This window comes from Serratia ureilytica, assembly GCF_013375155.1.
Taxonomy (GTDB): Bacteria; Pseudomonadota; Gammaproteobacteria; order Enterobacterales; family Enterobacteriaceae; genus Serratia; species Serratia ureilytica.
Map to the genome: position 1 here is coordinate 78,317 of NZ_JABXOF010000014.1, position 13,629 is coordinate 91,945.

General features: G+C 59.9%; 14 protein-coding genes. 3 read left to right on the forward strand and 11 right to left on the reverse strand.

Annotation, left to right across the window (positions count from 1 at the left end; genetic code table 11):
- Positions 1 to 148: 148 nt before the first annotated feature.
- Entirely contained in the window at positions 149 to 568 is a 420-nt protein-coding gene (locus HWW83_RS22920; protein ID WP_016929710.1) for a DUF805 domain-containing protein, read from the forward strand.
- Positions 569 to 579: 11 nt separating this feature from the next.
- On the opposite strand, the gene fpr is transcribed toward HWW83_RS22920, so the two are convergent.
- A complete protein-coding gene (fpr, locus tag HWW83_RS22925) occupies positions 580 to 1,326 on the reverse strand; it encodes a ferredoxin--NADP(+) reductase (RefSeq protein ID WP_176589570.1) in 747 nt (248 codons plus the stop codon).
- A 3-nt stretch (positions 1,327 to 1,329) separates the two neighbouring features.
- Positions 1,330 to 1,941: a helix-turn-helix transcriptional regulator gene (locus tag HWW83_RS22930; RefSeq protein ID WP_122004610.1), complete on the reverse strand. Its 612-nt coding sequence runs from the start codon at positions 1,939 to 1,941 to the stop codon at positions 1,330 to 1,332.
- A 298-nt stretch (positions 1,942 to 2,239) separates the two neighbouring features.
- On the opposite strand from HWW83_RS22930, the gene emrD reads away from it, so the two are divergent.
- Positions 2,240 to 3,424 (forward strand): multidrug efflux MFS transporter EmrD, encoded by a 1,185-nt coding sequence (gene emrD, locus HWW83_RS22935; RefSeq protein WP_042785565.1) that lies wholly within the window; start codon positions 2,240 to 2,242, stop codon positions 3,422 to 3,424.
- A gap of 193 nt (positions 3,425 to 3,617) precedes the next feature.
- Here the strand turns inward: emrD and glpX are convergent, their stop codons facing one another.
- The 3 genes from glpX to HWW83_RS22950 form a co-directional block, all read right to left on the reverse strand.
- Positions 3,618 to 4,628, reverse strand: coding sequence for a class II fructose-bisphosphatase (glpX, locus tag HWW83_RS22940; protein ID WP_033645210.1), 1,011 nt, complete (start codon positions 4,626 to 4,628; stop codon positions 3,618 to 3,620).
- A gap of 129 nt (positions 4,629 to 4,757) precedes the next feature.
- Positions 4,758 to 6,266 carry a glycerol kinase GlpK gene (gene glpK / locus HWW83_RS22945; protein ID WP_025304664.1) on the reverse strand — a complete coding sequence of 503 codons (1,509 nt, stop codon included), beginning with the start codon at positions 6,264 to 6,266 and terminating at the stop codon, positions 4,758 to 4,760.
- 42 nt (positions 6,267 to 6,308) lie between these two features.
- On the reverse strand, positions 6,309 to 7,154 hold the full coding sequence (locus HWW83_RS22950) for an MIP/aquaporin family protein (protein WP_004931095.1): 846 nt from the start codon (positions 7,152 to 7,154) through the stop codon (positions 6,309 to 6,311).
- Between the two features lie 524 nt (positions 7,155 to 7,678).
- Between HWW83_RS22950 and zapB the strand changes: the two genes are divergently transcribed.
- A complete protein-coding gene (zapB, locus tag HWW83_RS22955; protein WP_004931092.1) occupies positions 7,679 to 7,918 on the forward strand; it encodes a septal ring assembly protein ZapB in 240 nt (79 codons plus the stop codon).
- Between the two features lie 60 nt (positions 7,919 to 7,978).
- Here the strand turns inward: zapB and rraA are convergent, their stop codons facing one another.
- The 6 genes from rraA to cytR form a co-directional block, all read right to left on the reverse strand.
- A complete protein-coding gene (rraA, locus tag HWW83_RS22960; RefSeq protein ID WP_004931090.1) occupies positions 7,979 to 8,464 on the reverse strand; it encodes a ribonuclease E activity regulator RraA in 486 nt (161 codons plus the stop codon).
- 75 nt (positions 8,465 to 8,539) lie between these two features.
- Positions 8,540 to 9,457 (reverse strand): 1,4-dihydroxy-2-naphthoate polyprenyltransferase, encoded by a 918-nt coding sequence (locus HWW83_RS22965; RefSeq protein WP_033645211.1) that lies wholly within the window; start codon positions 9,455 to 9,457, stop codon positions 8,540 to 8,542.
- A 96-nt stretch (positions 9,458 to 9,553) separates the two neighbouring features.
- Positions 9,554 to 10,888: an ATP-dependent protease ATPase subunit HslU gene (gene hslU / locus HWW83_RS22970; RefSeq protein WP_033645212.1), complete on the reverse strand. Its 1,335-nt coding sequence runs from the start codon at positions 10,886 to 10,888 to the stop codon at positions 9,554 to 9,556.
- Positions 10,889 to 10,900: 12 nt separating this feature from the next.
- Positions 10,901 to 11,431 carry an ATP-dependent protease subunit HslV gene (gene hslV, locus HWW83_RS22975; RefSeq protein ID WP_004931085.1) on the reverse strand — a complete coding sequence of 177 codons (531 nt, stop codon included), beginning with the start codon at positions 11,429 to 11,431 and terminating at the stop codon, positions 10,901 to 10,903.
- 102 nt (positions 11,432 to 11,533) lie between these two features.
- On the reverse strand, positions 11,534 to 12,466 hold the full coding sequence (ftsN, locus tag HWW83_RS22980; protein WP_033645213.1) for a cell division protein FtsN: 933 nt from the start codon (positions 12,464 to 12,466) through the stop codon (positions 11,534 to 11,536).
- Positions 12,467 to 12,531: 65 nt separating this feature from the next.
- Positions 12,532 to 13,560: a DNA-binding transcriptional regulator CytR gene (cytR, locus tag HWW83_RS22985; protein ID WP_025304661.1), complete on the reverse strand. Its 1,029-nt coding sequence runs from the start codon at positions 13,558 to 13,560 to the stop codon at positions 12,532 to 12,534.
- Positions 13,561 to 13,629 lie beyond the last annotated feature (69 nt).

Below are 13,629 nucleotides of genomic sequence, written 5' to 3' on the forward strand. Positions count from 1 at the left end.
GGCCTTGTCAAAGATCCCACGCCATTATCGGTTCGCTGACGAGAAAGCTGTGCGGCGCGCCGCGTTATGCGAGGCGGAAAACTCGGCCCGGCAGCGCCTATGTTACACTGCGGCGCAGAATATGGGCAGGCTTAGAGCGCAGGAATCGATGACGTTACAACAGTGGTGTTTTTCTTTTAAGGGCCGCATCGGGCGGCGCGACTTCTGGATCTGGATGGGGCTGTGGCTGGTGTTGATGGCGGCGGCGTTTACGCTGGCCAACTATCAGCTGATCGCCATCCAATCCATCGCTTTCTTTATCGTGGCGCTGCTGTGGCCGACGGCGGCGGTGCTGGTCAAGCGCCTGCACGATCGCAACAAGGCCGGCTGGTGGGCGCTGCTGCTGATCCTGGCGTGGATGCTGGCGGCGGGGAACTGGCAGATGCTGGCGCCGATCTGGCAATGGGGCGTCGGGCGTTTCATTCCGACGCTGATTATCGTGATGATGATGATCGATTTGGGCGCCTTCGTCGGCACGCCGGGAGACAATCGGTTCGGCCCGGAAGCCGAACCGGTGAAGTTCCGCTGATCCCCGCCGGGTTACCAGTAGTGTTCGCTGGTGATATGGCCCGGCTTGCGGCGCAGGTGCTTGCGCATCTGGTGTTGGTCTTTCAGCGTTTGCTGCGTATCTCGCACCATTTGCGGGTTGCCGCACAGCATCACGTGGCTGGTTTCGGCGTCGATGGTCAAGCCGATCGCCGCTTCCAGTCGGCCGTCCTCGATCAGCGCCGGCACGCGGCCGGTCAGTGAGCCGGGCGTCTCTTCACGGCTGACGACGGTCTGGATACGCAGCTTGCCGTTGTAGCGTTGCTGCAGTTGCTGCATCAGCGGCAGGTAGCTCAGGTCGCGCGCAAAACGCGCGGCGTGCACCAGCACCAGGTTGTTAAAGCGCTCAAGGCCGGCGCCTTGCTGCAGAATCGATAAATAGGGGCCGATGGCGGTGCCGGTCGCCAGCATCCACAGCGTGTCGCAGTCGGGCACCTCGTCCAGCACGAAGAAGCCGGCGGCTTCTTTGGTCACCATCAGGTCCGATCCCGGCTGCAGCTGATTGAGGCGCGGGCTCAGTTTACCTTCCGGCACCGTGACCAGATAGAACTCCAGGTTGGCGTCATCGGGGGCATTGACGTAGGAGTAGGCGCGCTGCACCCGTTCACCGTCGATCTCCAGCGCCAGCTTGGCGAATTGCCCGGCGGTGAAAGGATCGATGGGGGCATTGACCACCAGGCTGAACAGCCCGTCGGTCCATTGTTTTACCTGCGTAACCTTGCCGTTTACCCATTCAGCCATACTCTAAAGCTCCCGTGGTCGAATCAAATAAGCACAATGTCGTGAGCCGGAAATGGCGTGCGCGGTGCGCTCTACCCGGTAGTCGTTGCCGAACAGCCGGTGAAACAGCTGCAGCTCGGAATTGCACAGGCTGCTGCAGTTGGAACCGGCCACGCCGATCGGACAGTGGTTTTCCACCAGCAGCGCACCGTGCGGATGATCGAGCAATTCGGCCATGTAACCGTCGTGTTGCCGCAGGCGAACCAGGCGGATTAGCCGATCCTGATGGCTGCGCTCGGCGGACAGCTCTTCGGCATAGCGCAGATAAAGCTGCTCTTCGCGCGCGGTGAGCAACGGTTCCACGCCGGCACAGCCAAACAGCTGCAGCGCGGATTCCCGCAGTCGCTCCTGATCGTCGGCCGTGTAGGCGTGCCCCCGCTCGGTCAGCGACCAGTAGCGCGTCGGACGGCCGACCTTGCTGCGCGCTTCTTCGTAACAAACCAGCTCACGTTTTTCCAGGGATTGCAGATGTTGTCGGATGCCCATCGGCGTGATGTCCAGACGCTCCGCCAGCATTTTGGCAGAGTGCGGGCCGAGAGCCTTTAACTGCAATAAAATCAGCTCAGGTGTTTTCATGAACCAAATCCCTATGGTGTTATTTTATTTCAAGTTGATGAAAATAATTATCGATTAAATGCTAAAGCGCAGCTACTGCAAACGCGCTAATTTTTACCCCCAAAGCGTTAGACGTACAGTTTAATTTACGAGCCTGGTCGGGTTTGCTGCCAGTGTGACCTGGATCAATATTTGTCTGAAACTCGCTAAAAAAATCAGATTTGATTAGCTTATGCCGCCATAGAGGGCTGCTCGCCGTTCTGGCTGCTGCAACGGCCATACCGGGACGCTGTGACGAGTTGAAACGTTAACGAAGATAATGAGAAAACTAGAGAACTTTCACCTGCTGGTGATGCTTATCCTGTTGGTCGCCGTCGGTCAGATGGCGCAAACCATTTATGTTCCCGTTATTGCTGACATCGCTCACGATCTGTCGGTGCGCACCGGCGCCGTGCAGCGGGTGATGGCGGCGTATTTGCTGACCTACGGTTTCTCCCAGCTGATTTACGGGCCGATATCGGATCGTATCGGGCGCCGTCCGGTGATCCTGACCGGCATGATGATCTTCCTGGTGGGGGCGCTGGGCGCGCTGCTGTCCACCAACCTGACGATGCTGGTCGCCGCCAGCGCCATCCAGGGCATGGGCACCGGCGTGGCGGGCGTGATGGCGCGCACCATGCCGCGCGATTTGTATGCCGGCACCGCGCTGCGCTATGCCAACAGCCTGCTGAATATGGGGATTTTGGTCAGCCCGCTGTTGGCGCCGGTGATCGGCGGCGCGTTGGCGATGGTGTTCGGCTGGCGAGCCTGCTATGCCTTCCTGCTGGCGCTGTGCGCCTGCGTCGCCTTCGCGATGTTCCGCTGGCTGCCGGAGACCCGTCCGGTCCAGACGGAAAAACGCCGCATGCTGGCTAGTTTCCGCCAGCTGCTGAGCGACAGCACCTTCAGCTGCTATCTGGTGATGCTGATCGGCGCGCTGGCGGGGATTGCGGTATTTGAAGCCAGCTGCGGCGTGTTGATGGGCGGTGTGTTGGGGCTGAGCGGCCTGACCGTCAGTATCCTGTTCATTCTGCCGATCCCGGCGGCGTTTTTCGGCGCCTGGTACGCCGGGCGCGACGGCAAGACCTTCCACACCCTGATGTGGCATTCGGTGCTGAGCTGCCTGCTGGCGGGAGCGATGATGTGGATCCCGGGCTGGTTCGGCGTAATGAACATCTGGACGCTGATCGTGCCGGCTGCATTGTTCTTCTTCGGCGCCGGCATGCTGTTCCCGCTGGCGACCACCGGGGCGATGGAGCCGTTCCCCTATCTGGCCGGCGCGGCGGGCGCGTTGGTGGGCGGCATGCAGAACATGGGCTCCGGTCTGGCGACCTGGCTTTCCGCCATGCTGCCGCAAACCGGGCAGTTCAGCCTCGGCTTGCTGATGTTCGCGATGGCGGTGCTGATCCTGCTGTGCTGGTGGCCGCTGTCCAACCGGATGCAGCATCAGGGACACACCGCATAACGACAGGGCGCCATTCGGCGCCCTCATACCGTTGACAAAGGGAAGAAAAAGCGTGGTTTTTCCCCCTTTGCGGGGAGCAGCCGAAAATCAATAAATTGATTTTCCTTGTTTTCTATTCGCTGCTCTCTGCCAACCCGGCAAGGGCATGAGGTTTGTCATCAATCATCAGGGCGCCCTTCGGCGCCCTGTTTCGTTACAGCAGAAACTCGTGCAGCGCCGGGTCCTTGCGATCCAGATAGTGGGTCGAACGGATACGGCGAAGGGTGCGTGACTTGCCGCGGATCAGTAACGTTTCGGTCGTGGCCATGTTGCCCTTGCGGCTGATGCCCTCCAGCAAATCGCCCTTGGTGATGCCGGTGGCGGAGAAGATGACGTTGTCGTTGCGCGCCATCTGGTCCAGGCGCAAGACCTGACCGGCCTCGATGCCCATCTCACGGCAGCGCGCCAGCTCCTGCTCGCCGAGGCGGCGGTTCTCGGGGCTGTCGCCTTTCACTTCATGGCGTGGCAGCAAACGCGCCTGCATGTCGCCGTCCAGCGCGCGGATCACCGCGGCGGAGATCACCCCTTCCGGCGCGCCGCCGATGCCGTACATCACATCGACTTCGCTTTCCGGCATGCAGGTGAGAATGGAGGCCGCCACGTCGCCGTCAGGAATGGCGAACACCCGCACGCCCAACTGCTGCATCTGCGCGATGACGCCGTCGTGGCGCGGTTTGGCCAACACGATGACCGTCAGCTGTGACAAGGGTTTGTCCAGCCGCGCGGCGACGTTTCGCAGGTTCTCCGCCAGCGGCAGATTGAGATCGATGGCGCCGCGCGCCGCCGGGCCGACCACCAGCTTCTCCATATACATGTCCGGCGCGTGCAGGAAGGTGCCGCGATCGCCCACCGCCAAGACCGCCAGCGCGTTGGACTGGCCCATGGCGGTCATGCGGGTGCCCTCGATCGGATCGACCGCGATGTCGACCGCGTCGCCCTGGCCGCTGCCGACCTGCTCGCCGATATACAGCATCGGCGCTTCGTCGATCTCGCCTTCGCCAATCACGATGCGGCCATCGATATCCACCTTGTTGAGCATGATGCGCATGGCGTGGACCGCCGCGCCGTCGGCGGCGTTCTTGTCGCCGCGCCCCAGCCATTTGTAGCCCGCCAGCGCGGCGGCTTCGGTAACGCGGGAAAATTCGATGGCTAATTCACGTTTCATGGCAAACCTGTCTGTGAGAAAGGGAAGAAAATATCGGCAAAGTCTATCACAGCGCGGCGGCGGCGGGGCGGGGCAAAAAAAAGCGCCGCCCGCAGGCAGCGCAATTTGGGGGTAACGGCAAGGCTGGGTTTAATCGTGATCTTCCCACGCCTGCGCGCGAGCCACCGCTTTTTTCCAGCCGCTGTAGCGGTAGTTGCGTTCGGTGGTTTCGATGCTTGGGCGGAATTCACGCTCAATCACCGCTTTGCTCTTCACTTCATCCAGATCGTTCCAGTAGCCGATGGCCAGGCCCGCCAGGAACGCGGCGCCCAACGCCGTCGATTCACGCACTTCAGGGCGCTCTACGCGGGTGCCGAGGATATCGGACTGGAACTGCATCAGGAAGTTGTTGGCGACCGCGCCGCCGTCCACGCGCAGCGATTGCAGGCGGGTGTTGGCGTCGGCCTGCATGGCGTCCAGCACGTCGCGCGTCTGGAAGGCGATGGATTCCAGCGTGGCGCGGATGATGTGGTTACTGTTGGCACCGCGGGTCAGGCCGAAGATGGCGCCGCGGGCATACGGATCCCAGTAGGGCGCGCCCAGGCCGGTGAAGGCCGGCACCACATAGACGCCGTTGCTGTCTTTCACCTTGGTGGCGAAATATTCGGAGTCGGCGGCGTCGCTGATCAGTTTCAGCTCGTCGCGCAGCCACTGGATAGACGCACCGCCGATGAACACCGCGCCTTCCAGCGCATAGTTCACTTCGCCGCGCGGGCCGCAGGCGATGGTGGTCAGCAAACCGTTTTTCGAGCGCACCGCTTCTTTGCCGGTGTTCATCAGCAGGAAGCAGCCGGTGCCGTAGGTGTTCTTCGCCATGCCCGGTTGAACGCACAGCTGGCCGTACAATGCCGCTTGCTGGTCGCCGGCGATACCGGCGATAGGAATACGCGTGCCGCCCTTGCCGCCGATGTTGGTCTGGCCGTATACCTCGGAGGAAGGACGGACTTTCGGCAGCATGGCGCGCGGAATGTCCAGCACTTCCAGCATGCGTTCGTCCCAGTCCAGCTCGTGGATGTTGAACATCATGGTGCGTGAGGCATTGGTGTAATCGGTGACGTGTACGCGCCCCTGGGTCATCTTCCACACCAGCCAGGTATCGACGGTGCCGAACAGCAGTTCGCCGCGCTTGGCACGCTCGCGGGCGCCTTCGACGTTGTCCAGGATCCATTTCACCTTGGTGCCGGAGAAGTAGGGGTCAACCACCAGGCCGGTGTTGTGACGGATGTACTCTTCCAGGCCGTCGCGCTTGAGCTTCTCGCAGATGTCGGCGGTGCGGCGGCACTGCCAGACGATGGCGTTGTAGACCGGCTTGCCGGTCTCTTTTTCCCAGACGATGGTGGTTTCGCGCTGGTTGGTGATGCCGATGCCGGCGATCTGATCGGAATTGATGTCGGCCTTCGCCAGCACTTCTACCAGCGTCGAGCTTTGCGACGCCCAGATCTCCATCGGGTCGTGCTCAACCCAGCCGGCCTTTGGATAGATCTGCGGGAATTCGCGTTGCGATACCGCAACGATGTTGGCGTCGTGATCGAGCACGACGGCGCGTGAGCTGGTGGTCCCTTGGTCGAGTGCGACAATGTATTTTTTTTCTACAGTCATGGTAATTATCCTGCTGTTGTTAACCGTTTAAAACTGCACCCATCACGCTTTACGCTGCTGGGTCTTGGCGTCGGGCTCTTCTTCCGTCACGCAGACGTCGCACGGCAGGTGGCGGCCAATCAGCGCGCGGTAACCGAAAGCGCCCAGGCCACAGCCGACGATAGGGGCGAAGATCGGCACCAGGAAGTACGGGATGTCGCGCGCGCCGGTGAAGGCGACTTTGCCCCAGCCGGCCAGGTAGGCGAACAGTTTCGGCCCGAAGTCACGCGCCGGGTTCAACGCAAAGCCGGTCAATGGTCCCATGGAGGCGCCGATCACGGCAATCAGAATACCGATCAGCAGCGGCGCCAGCGGGCCGCGCGGAATGCCGTTGCCGTCGTCGGTCAGCGCCAGGATCAGGCACATCAGGATCGCAGCGATCACCATTTCTACCAGGAAGGCCTGGCCGACGGAGATGTGCGCGTTAGGGTAAGTCGAGAAGATGCCGGCCAGTTCAAGGCTTTCGTTGCTGCCGCGCACCATATGGTGAGCCGCTTCGAAGTCGAAGAACAGGTTGTAGTACAGCCCGTAGACCAGGGCGGCGGCGCAGAAGGCGCCGGCGATCTGCGCAATGATGTAAGGCACCACTTTGCGCCCGTCGAAGCAGGCGAACAGCCACAGGGCGAGGGTGACCGCCGGGTTGAGATGCGCGCCGGAAATGGCGGCGGTCAGATAGATGGCCATGGCGACGCCGAGGCCCCAAATGATGCTGATTTCCCACTGGCCGAAGCTGGCGCCCGCCAGTTTCAGTGCGGCAACGCAGCCTACGCCAAAGAAGATCAGCAGCGCCGTGCCGAGGAACTCGGCGATGCACTGGCCTTTTAATGTCGGACTGGTGGTTTGGCTCATAATGTTGGTGTCCTGCAAAACGGCGGTTGTTGGTTTATAGGCTCAGCCAGGTATACATCTGACCTATGGGCACAGTTTTTTTCATCTCGTCCAATTATTGAATGAGGACGTGATGTAAATTTATCGTTAACGAACATAAACGAGAAATAGCGAAATCAAAATGTGTGTGGCGCGTCATAAAATTGAGCGATTTCGCGTCGTTCAGTGTTCTTTCTGAGCCATAAAAGTGTGATCTGACCAGTGGTTTGGCGAGGGGCGTTAACAACTCGCGGCGGCGGCGGCGGGGATTTTCAGTTTTTACTGATGGCGAGGGCAGGAAAATTGCAACAGACTGCGCGATGATCCGGTATGTTGCTAGACAGGCGGAGACTGGCTACTTACAATCGTTTTTAACGAGTCGAGACTGGCGCGCCTTCCGTAACGGCGCGCGTCACTGAGCGCGATGCAATATTCGCAGTAGCTGCAGCCGACGTTGCGGCCGCTACTTATAGATGTACGCCTTGCTATCATGAGGGGACTGAAGCATGTCATTTGAAGTATTTGAGAAACTGGAAGCAAAAGTACAGCAGGCGATTGATACCATCACCTTGTTGCAGATGGAAATTGAAGAGCTGAAAGACAAAAACAACTCTCTGTCGCAGGAAGTGCAGGCTGCCTCCGGCAACCACGAAGCGCTGGTGCGCGAAAACCAACAGCTGAAAGAAGAACAGCACGTATGGCAAGATCGCCTGCGCGCGCTGCTGGGCAAAATGGAAGAGGTTTGATTCCTTACGCCATGCAGCAACGAAAAGGGCGCCTGAGGCGCCCTTTTTCATGTCCGAAAATCACTCGATGTCGAGCGGGTCTTCGGAGAGGATGATGCCGGTGTTGTCGGCATACAGGTGGTCGCCGGAGAAGAAGGTGACGCCACCGAAGTTGACGCGGATATCGCTTTCGCCCACGCCTTCGCTTACGGCACCCGCCGGGATCGCCGCCATCGCCTGAATGCCGATGTCGAGCTCTTCCAGATCGTCCACCTGGCGCACCGCGCCGTACACCACGATGCCTTCCCATTCGTTCTGGGCGGCCAGGCGCGCCAGTTCAGCGTTGATCAGCGCCCGGCGTACCGAACCGCCGCCGTCGACCAACAGCACGCGGCCGCGACCGTTTTCTTCAAGCAGATCGAATAACAGGCCGTTATCCTCAAAGCATTTCACCGTGGTGATCTGCCCGCCAAATGAAGTACGCCCGCCAAAATTGGAGAACAGAGGTTCAACAACGTTCACCTCTTCATGATAGATGTCGCAAAGTTCGGAAGTATCGTATTTCATAGGATTTTACGTCTGTTTGCCGCAGGAATGTTCAGTATATCCCTTTATTCGCCCTGTTGGCAAAATCATCAGTTTTTAACTGAGCGCCACGCCGATGGCGAACAGCAGGTTGGCCAGCAACGCCGCCTTGACCATATGCTCCAGCATCGGCCGCATGCCGACCGGCGTCGGATCGCGCAGCACGCGCAGGCCGTGGCGCACCAGCAGCGGGATCGCCAGCACGAACAGCCAACCCCACAGGCTGTGGAGGTTGAACAGCGTAAACAGCGCGAAACACAGCACCGCGCCGCCGAGCAGCAGGGCGTGGTAAATGCGCGCCTTGTGCGGGCCGAGACGCACCGCCAGCGTATTCTTGCCGTTTTCGCGATCGCTTTCGATATCGCGCAGATTGTTGATGTTGAGTACCGCCGTCGCCAGCAGGCCGCAGGCGGTGGCCGGTAGCATCACGACGCTGTCGAAGGTGTGCGTCTGCAAATAGTAGGTGCCGGCCACGCTCAGCCAGCCGAAGAACACCAGCACCGAGATGTCGCCCAGCCCCAAATACCCGTAGGGTTTGTTGCCGACGGTGTAGGTGATGGCCGCCACGATAGACAGCCCGCCCAGCACCAGGAAGCCCACCACGTCGCTGGGTTGCTCGCAGGCGACGGCGATCAGCGAACAGCCGGCGATGGCGATCAGCACTACCGTCACCACCAGCGCCCGTTTCATCTGCGCCTGGGTGATCATGCCCTTTTGCATGCCGCGCAACGGCCCGATGCGATCTTCTTTGTCGCTGCCTTTGACCGCATCGCCGTAGTCATTCGCCAGGTTGGAGAGGATCTGCAGCAGACCGGCGGTCACCAGCGCCAGCAGCGCCACTTCAGGTTTCAGGCTGCCGTGCCAGGCGGCGATCGCCGAGCCGACCACGATGGAGGCAAAGGCCAACGGCAGGGTGCGGGGGCGTAGACTTTCGAGCCATGCGGAAATCGGGGTGGTGGAGGTTGATGAGCTCATGTTTCGCTTCTGTCAGTAAGTTGCGGTGTCCGTTAGAAATAATTGTGGGAGGCAATGCCTCCCACACAGATGACTGACAAGACAATGATTGAGCGATTATAGGATAAAACGACTCAAATCTTCATCCGCCACCAGTTCATCCAGATGACTGCGCACGTAATCCGCATCAATTGTAATGGATTGGCCATTAATTTCACTCGCATCGTAGGAAATATCTTCCATCAGACGCTCCAGCACGGTGTGCAGACGACGCGCGCCGATGTTCTCGGTGCTTTCGTTGACCTGCCACGCGGCTTCGGCGATGCGGCGGATGCCGTCGGCGGTGAACTCGATATTGACGCCTTCGGTGCCCATCAGCGCTTTGTACTGTTCGGTCAGCGACGCGCTCGGCTCGGTCAGGATGCGCTCGAAGTCTTCGGTGGTCAGCGCCTGTAGCTCAACGCGGATCGGCAGACGGCCCTGCAGTTCCGGGATCAGATCCGACGGATTGGCGGTCTGGAACGCGCCGGAAGCGATGAACAGAATGTGGTCGGTTTTCACCATGCCGTGCTTGGTGGACACGGTGCACCCTTCCACCAGCGGCAGCAGATCGCGCTGCACGCCTTCGCGGGAAACGTCCGGGCCGGAGCTTTGGCCGCCGCGCTTACAGATTTTGTCGATCTCATCGATAAACACGATGCCGTGCTGCTCAACCGCTTCGATCGCCTGCTCTTTCAGCTCTTCCGGGTTCACCAGCTTGGCGGCTTCTTCTTCCACCAGCAGCTTGAAGGCTTCTTTGATCTTCAGCTTGCGCGGTTTTTGCTTTTGGCCGCCGAGGTTCTGGAACATCGACTGCAGCTGGTTGGTCATCTCTTCCATGCCCGGAGGCGCCATGATTTCCACGCCCATCGGCGCGGCGGCCAGATCGATTTCGATCTCTTTGTCATCCAGCTGGCCTTCGCGCAGTTTCTTGCGGAATGCCTGGCGGGCGGCGGACGGTTCCTGGCCTTCTTCCGGCTGGCCCCAGTTGTTTTTGGCCGGCGGGATCAGCACGTCGAGAATGCGCTCTTCGGCCAACTCTTCGGCACGGGTGCGATTTTTCTCGATCGACTGCATGCGCACCATTTTGATGGCGGCATCGGTCAGATCGCGAATGATGGAGTCCACTTCTTTGCCCACATAGCCCACTTCGGTGAACTTGGTGGCTTCAACCTTGATGAACGGCGCGTTGGCCAGCTTCGCCAGACGGCGGGCGATTTCGGTTTTACCGACGCCGGTCGGGCCGATCATCAGAATGTTTTTCGGGGTCACTTCGTGACGCAGCATCTCGTTGAGCTGCATCCGGCGCCAGCGGTTGCGCAGGGCAATGGCGACAGCGCGTTTGGCCTTGTTTTGGCCAATGATATAGCTGTCCAGTTCGCTGACGATCTCGCGCGGGGTCATTTCAGACATGGTATTCGATCCTTACGCTTTGGAAGGCAATTCTTCAATGGTGTGGAAATGGTTGGTGTAAATACAGATGTCGCCGGCGATGTTGAGGGATTTCTCAACGATGTCGCGGGCGCTCAGCTCGGTATTTTCCAACATGGCGCGGGCGGCGGCCTGGGCGTACGGGCCGCCGGAGCCGATGGCGATCAGATCGTTTTCCGGCTGCACCACATCGCCGTTGCCGGTGATGATCAGCGAGGCGGTTTCATCGGCGACCGCCAGCAGCGCTTCGAGCTTGCGCAGCATGCGGTCGGTGCGCCAGTCTTTCGCCAGCTCGACGGCGGCTTTCACCAGGTGGCCCTGATGCATTTCCAGTTTGCGTTCAAACAGTTCAAACAGCGTGAAGGCGTCAGCGGTGCCACCGGCGAAACCGGCGATCACTTTGTCGTTATACAGGCGACGCACTTTCTTGACGTTACCCTTCATCACCGTATTACCCAGGGTTGCCTGGCCATCACCACCGATGACGACCTGGCCGTTGCGGCGTACGCTTACAATTGTTGTCACGAGCAGACCCTCGTTAAAGACGGAAAGAAGTCCCCGCAGCGCCTGCTTTCGCAGACGCTACGAGGCATATTGAGAGTATAGATGGGGGGGGATTGACGCTTTTCAACCCCCAACGGAGAGGGGAATGCAACTCGACATGCCGACGCCCTTCAGGCGCGAAAGGGTTTTGTCCGCTGCGGCGCGGCTGCTGTAGGGGCCGAGCACCACGCGATTCCAACCGCCACCGGCGGTGATGCGGCTCTCGATGCCCTCGAACGCCAGGCGCGCACGCACGGATTCAGCCTGATCGGTGGCGCGGAACGAACCGCATTGCACCATCCACTTCTGTTTCGATTCCGGTTTGGTGTCCTGCTTGGCCGTTTCCTGTTTCACTTCCGGTTTGGGCTCCGGCTTCGGTTGCGGCTTCGGCTCAGGCTGTTTCACCTGCGCCGGCGGCGGGGTGACTTGCTTCGGCTGCTGGTGCTGCTGCACCGGCGCGGTGGTGGCCCCGTTGTTGAACGGGTTGCGCGGCGCCTGAGTGACCTGCTGCTGTTGCTGTACCGGCTGCTGCTGCATTTGCGGTTGTTGCATCTGCTGCTGGCGGTTGCCGCGCGCGTTGGCCTGGCCCGGATCGTTATACGGCACTTCATTCAGCTGCGTCGGGCGCTGTTGCATGTCGGCCTGCATCTGCTCCAGCAGTTGCCGTTGTTCGGCGGTCAGCTGAGTTTTGGAATTGAGCTCGCCGCCGGCCGTCGGTTCGGTCGGGGTTTGCACGCCGATCTGTCGGTTTTCCAGCTCTTTGATATAGCGCCAGCGCTCTTCCGGCTTCGGCGGCAGGCCGTTGCCTGGGCGAGTGGTGTGCGCAGGCAACAACGGCGCGTCTTCCGGCTTGTTGTGCGTAATGAAATAGAGGCCACCGACAAAGACAACCAGCAACGCGACGGCTAACGCCAGCACGGTTTTGGAAACCTTCGGAGAACTGCGTTTTTTACGGCTGGGGGTTTTGCGCTTAGCTCCTGCTGCGCGCCCACGGCTTACATAGTCTTTTTGTGCCACTATTATTCCGCTGTGTCCTGATGAGAGGATAAGTCCGTCATGTTACTGAACCCTAAAATATTTGACTAGCGTTTCGGAGCAGCGGTGCTGCCTCTGATAATCAATTCACTGTCCAAGAGTCGGGAGCCGCTGGCCACCGTCTGGCCGTTCAACTGCTCCAACAGCAACAACATCGCCTGCTGGCCGATCTGGAAGCGCGGCTGCGCCACCGTGGTCAGCGGCGGATCGCAATACTGCGCCAGCTTGAGGTCGTCAAAGCCGACGATCGACAGATCCTGCGGTACCCGCAGCCCCATTTTCTTCGCCTGGGACAGCACGCCGATCGCCATGACGTCGCTGTGGCAGAACACCGCCGTCGGCGGTTTCGGCTGAGCCATCAACTGGGTCAGCGCTTGCGCGCCGGCTTCGTAGGTAAAATCACCCCGGGTAATATAGCTGCTTTCGACGGTAATGCCATTACGGCGTAGCGCTTGAACATAACCTTGCAGCCGATAATGGCTCAGCGGCATCTGTTCCGGCCCGGCGACGCAGGCGATCTGCCGGTGGCCCAATTGATGCAAATAATGCACGGCTTCAAAGGCGGCGGTCAGGTTGTCGATATGCACCGTCGGCAGTTCCAGCTCGGGCGCGAACTCATTGGCCATCACCATCGGCGGCAGGTTGCGCTGCTCTTCCTTGCTGGCGTCGAACGGTAGATTAGAGCCCAGCAGCAGCATGCCGTCGATCTGTTTGGTGATGATCAGATTGACGAAGGTGCGTTCTTGCTGGTTCTGCTGCGCGCAGTCGCCGATCAGCACCAGATAGCCTTGTTGGGCGGCGGTCTGTTCGATCCCCTGGATCACATCCGCGAAAAACGGATCGCAGATGTCGGGCACGATCACCAGGATGGTGCGAGATTCGTTGCGTTTGATATTGCGTGACAGAGCATGAGGAGAATAACCCACGGCCAGCACGGCCTGTTCCACTTTCTGACGCGTTGGCGTTGACACCTTTTCCGGATTCATCAGCGCACGCGATACGGTAGCCGTTGAAACGCCCGCCATTTCGGCGACGTCTTTCATGGTCGCCATGGATAACTCTTTCTTGTGTTCCAACGCCTTTCTCCTTGCGTCAGCCCCATGCCGACGCCACTACTGCTGTTTGCTCACAATGTCCGGCATGCG

Excerpts from the sequence above, each read along its gene's own strand:
- HWW83_RS22920 (WP_016929710.1), top strand. The coding sequence starts at position 149 with ATGACGTTACAACAGTGGTGTTTTTCTTTTAAGGGCCGCATCGGGCGG.
- fpr (WP_176589570.1), bottom strand. The coding sequence starts at position 1,326 with ATGGCTGAATGGGTAAACGGCAAGGTTACGCAGGTAAAACAATGGACC.
- HWW83_RS22930 (WP_122004610.1), bottom strand. The coding sequence starts at position 1,941 with ATGAAAACACCTGAGCTGATTTTATTGCAGTTAAAGGCTCTCGGCCCG.
- emrD (WP_042785565.1), top strand. The coding sequence starts at position 2,240 with ATGAGAAAACTAGAGAACTTTCACCTGCTGGTGATGCTTATCCTGTTG.
- glpX (WP_033645210.1), bottom strand. The coding sequence starts at position 4,628 with ATGAAACGTGAATTAGCCATCGAATTTTCCCGCGTTACCGAAGCCGCC.
- glpK (WP_025304664.1), bottom strand. The coding sequence starts at position 6,266 with ATGACTGTAGAAAAAAAATACATTGTCGCACTCGACCAAGGGACCACC.
- HWW83_RS22950 (WP_004931095.1), bottom strand. The coding sequence starts at position 7,154 with ATGAGCCAAACCACCAGTCCGACATTAAAAGGCCAGTGCATCGCCGAG.
- zapB (WP_004931092.1), top strand. The coding sequence starts at position 7,679 with ATGTCATTTGAAGTATTTGAGAAACTGGAAGCAAAAGTACAGCAGGCG.
- rraA (WP_004931090.1), bottom strand. The coding sequence starts at position 8,464 with ATGAAATACGATACTTCCGAACTTTGCGACATCTATCATGAAGAGGTG.
- HWW83_RS22965 (WP_033645211.1), bottom strand. The coding sequence starts at position 9,457 with ATGAGCTCATCAACCTCCACCACCCCGATTTCCGCATGGCTCGAAAGT.
- hslU (WP_033645212.1), bottom strand. The coding sequence starts at position 10,888 with ATGTCTGAAATGACCCCGCGCGAGATCGTCAGCGAACTGGACAGCTAT.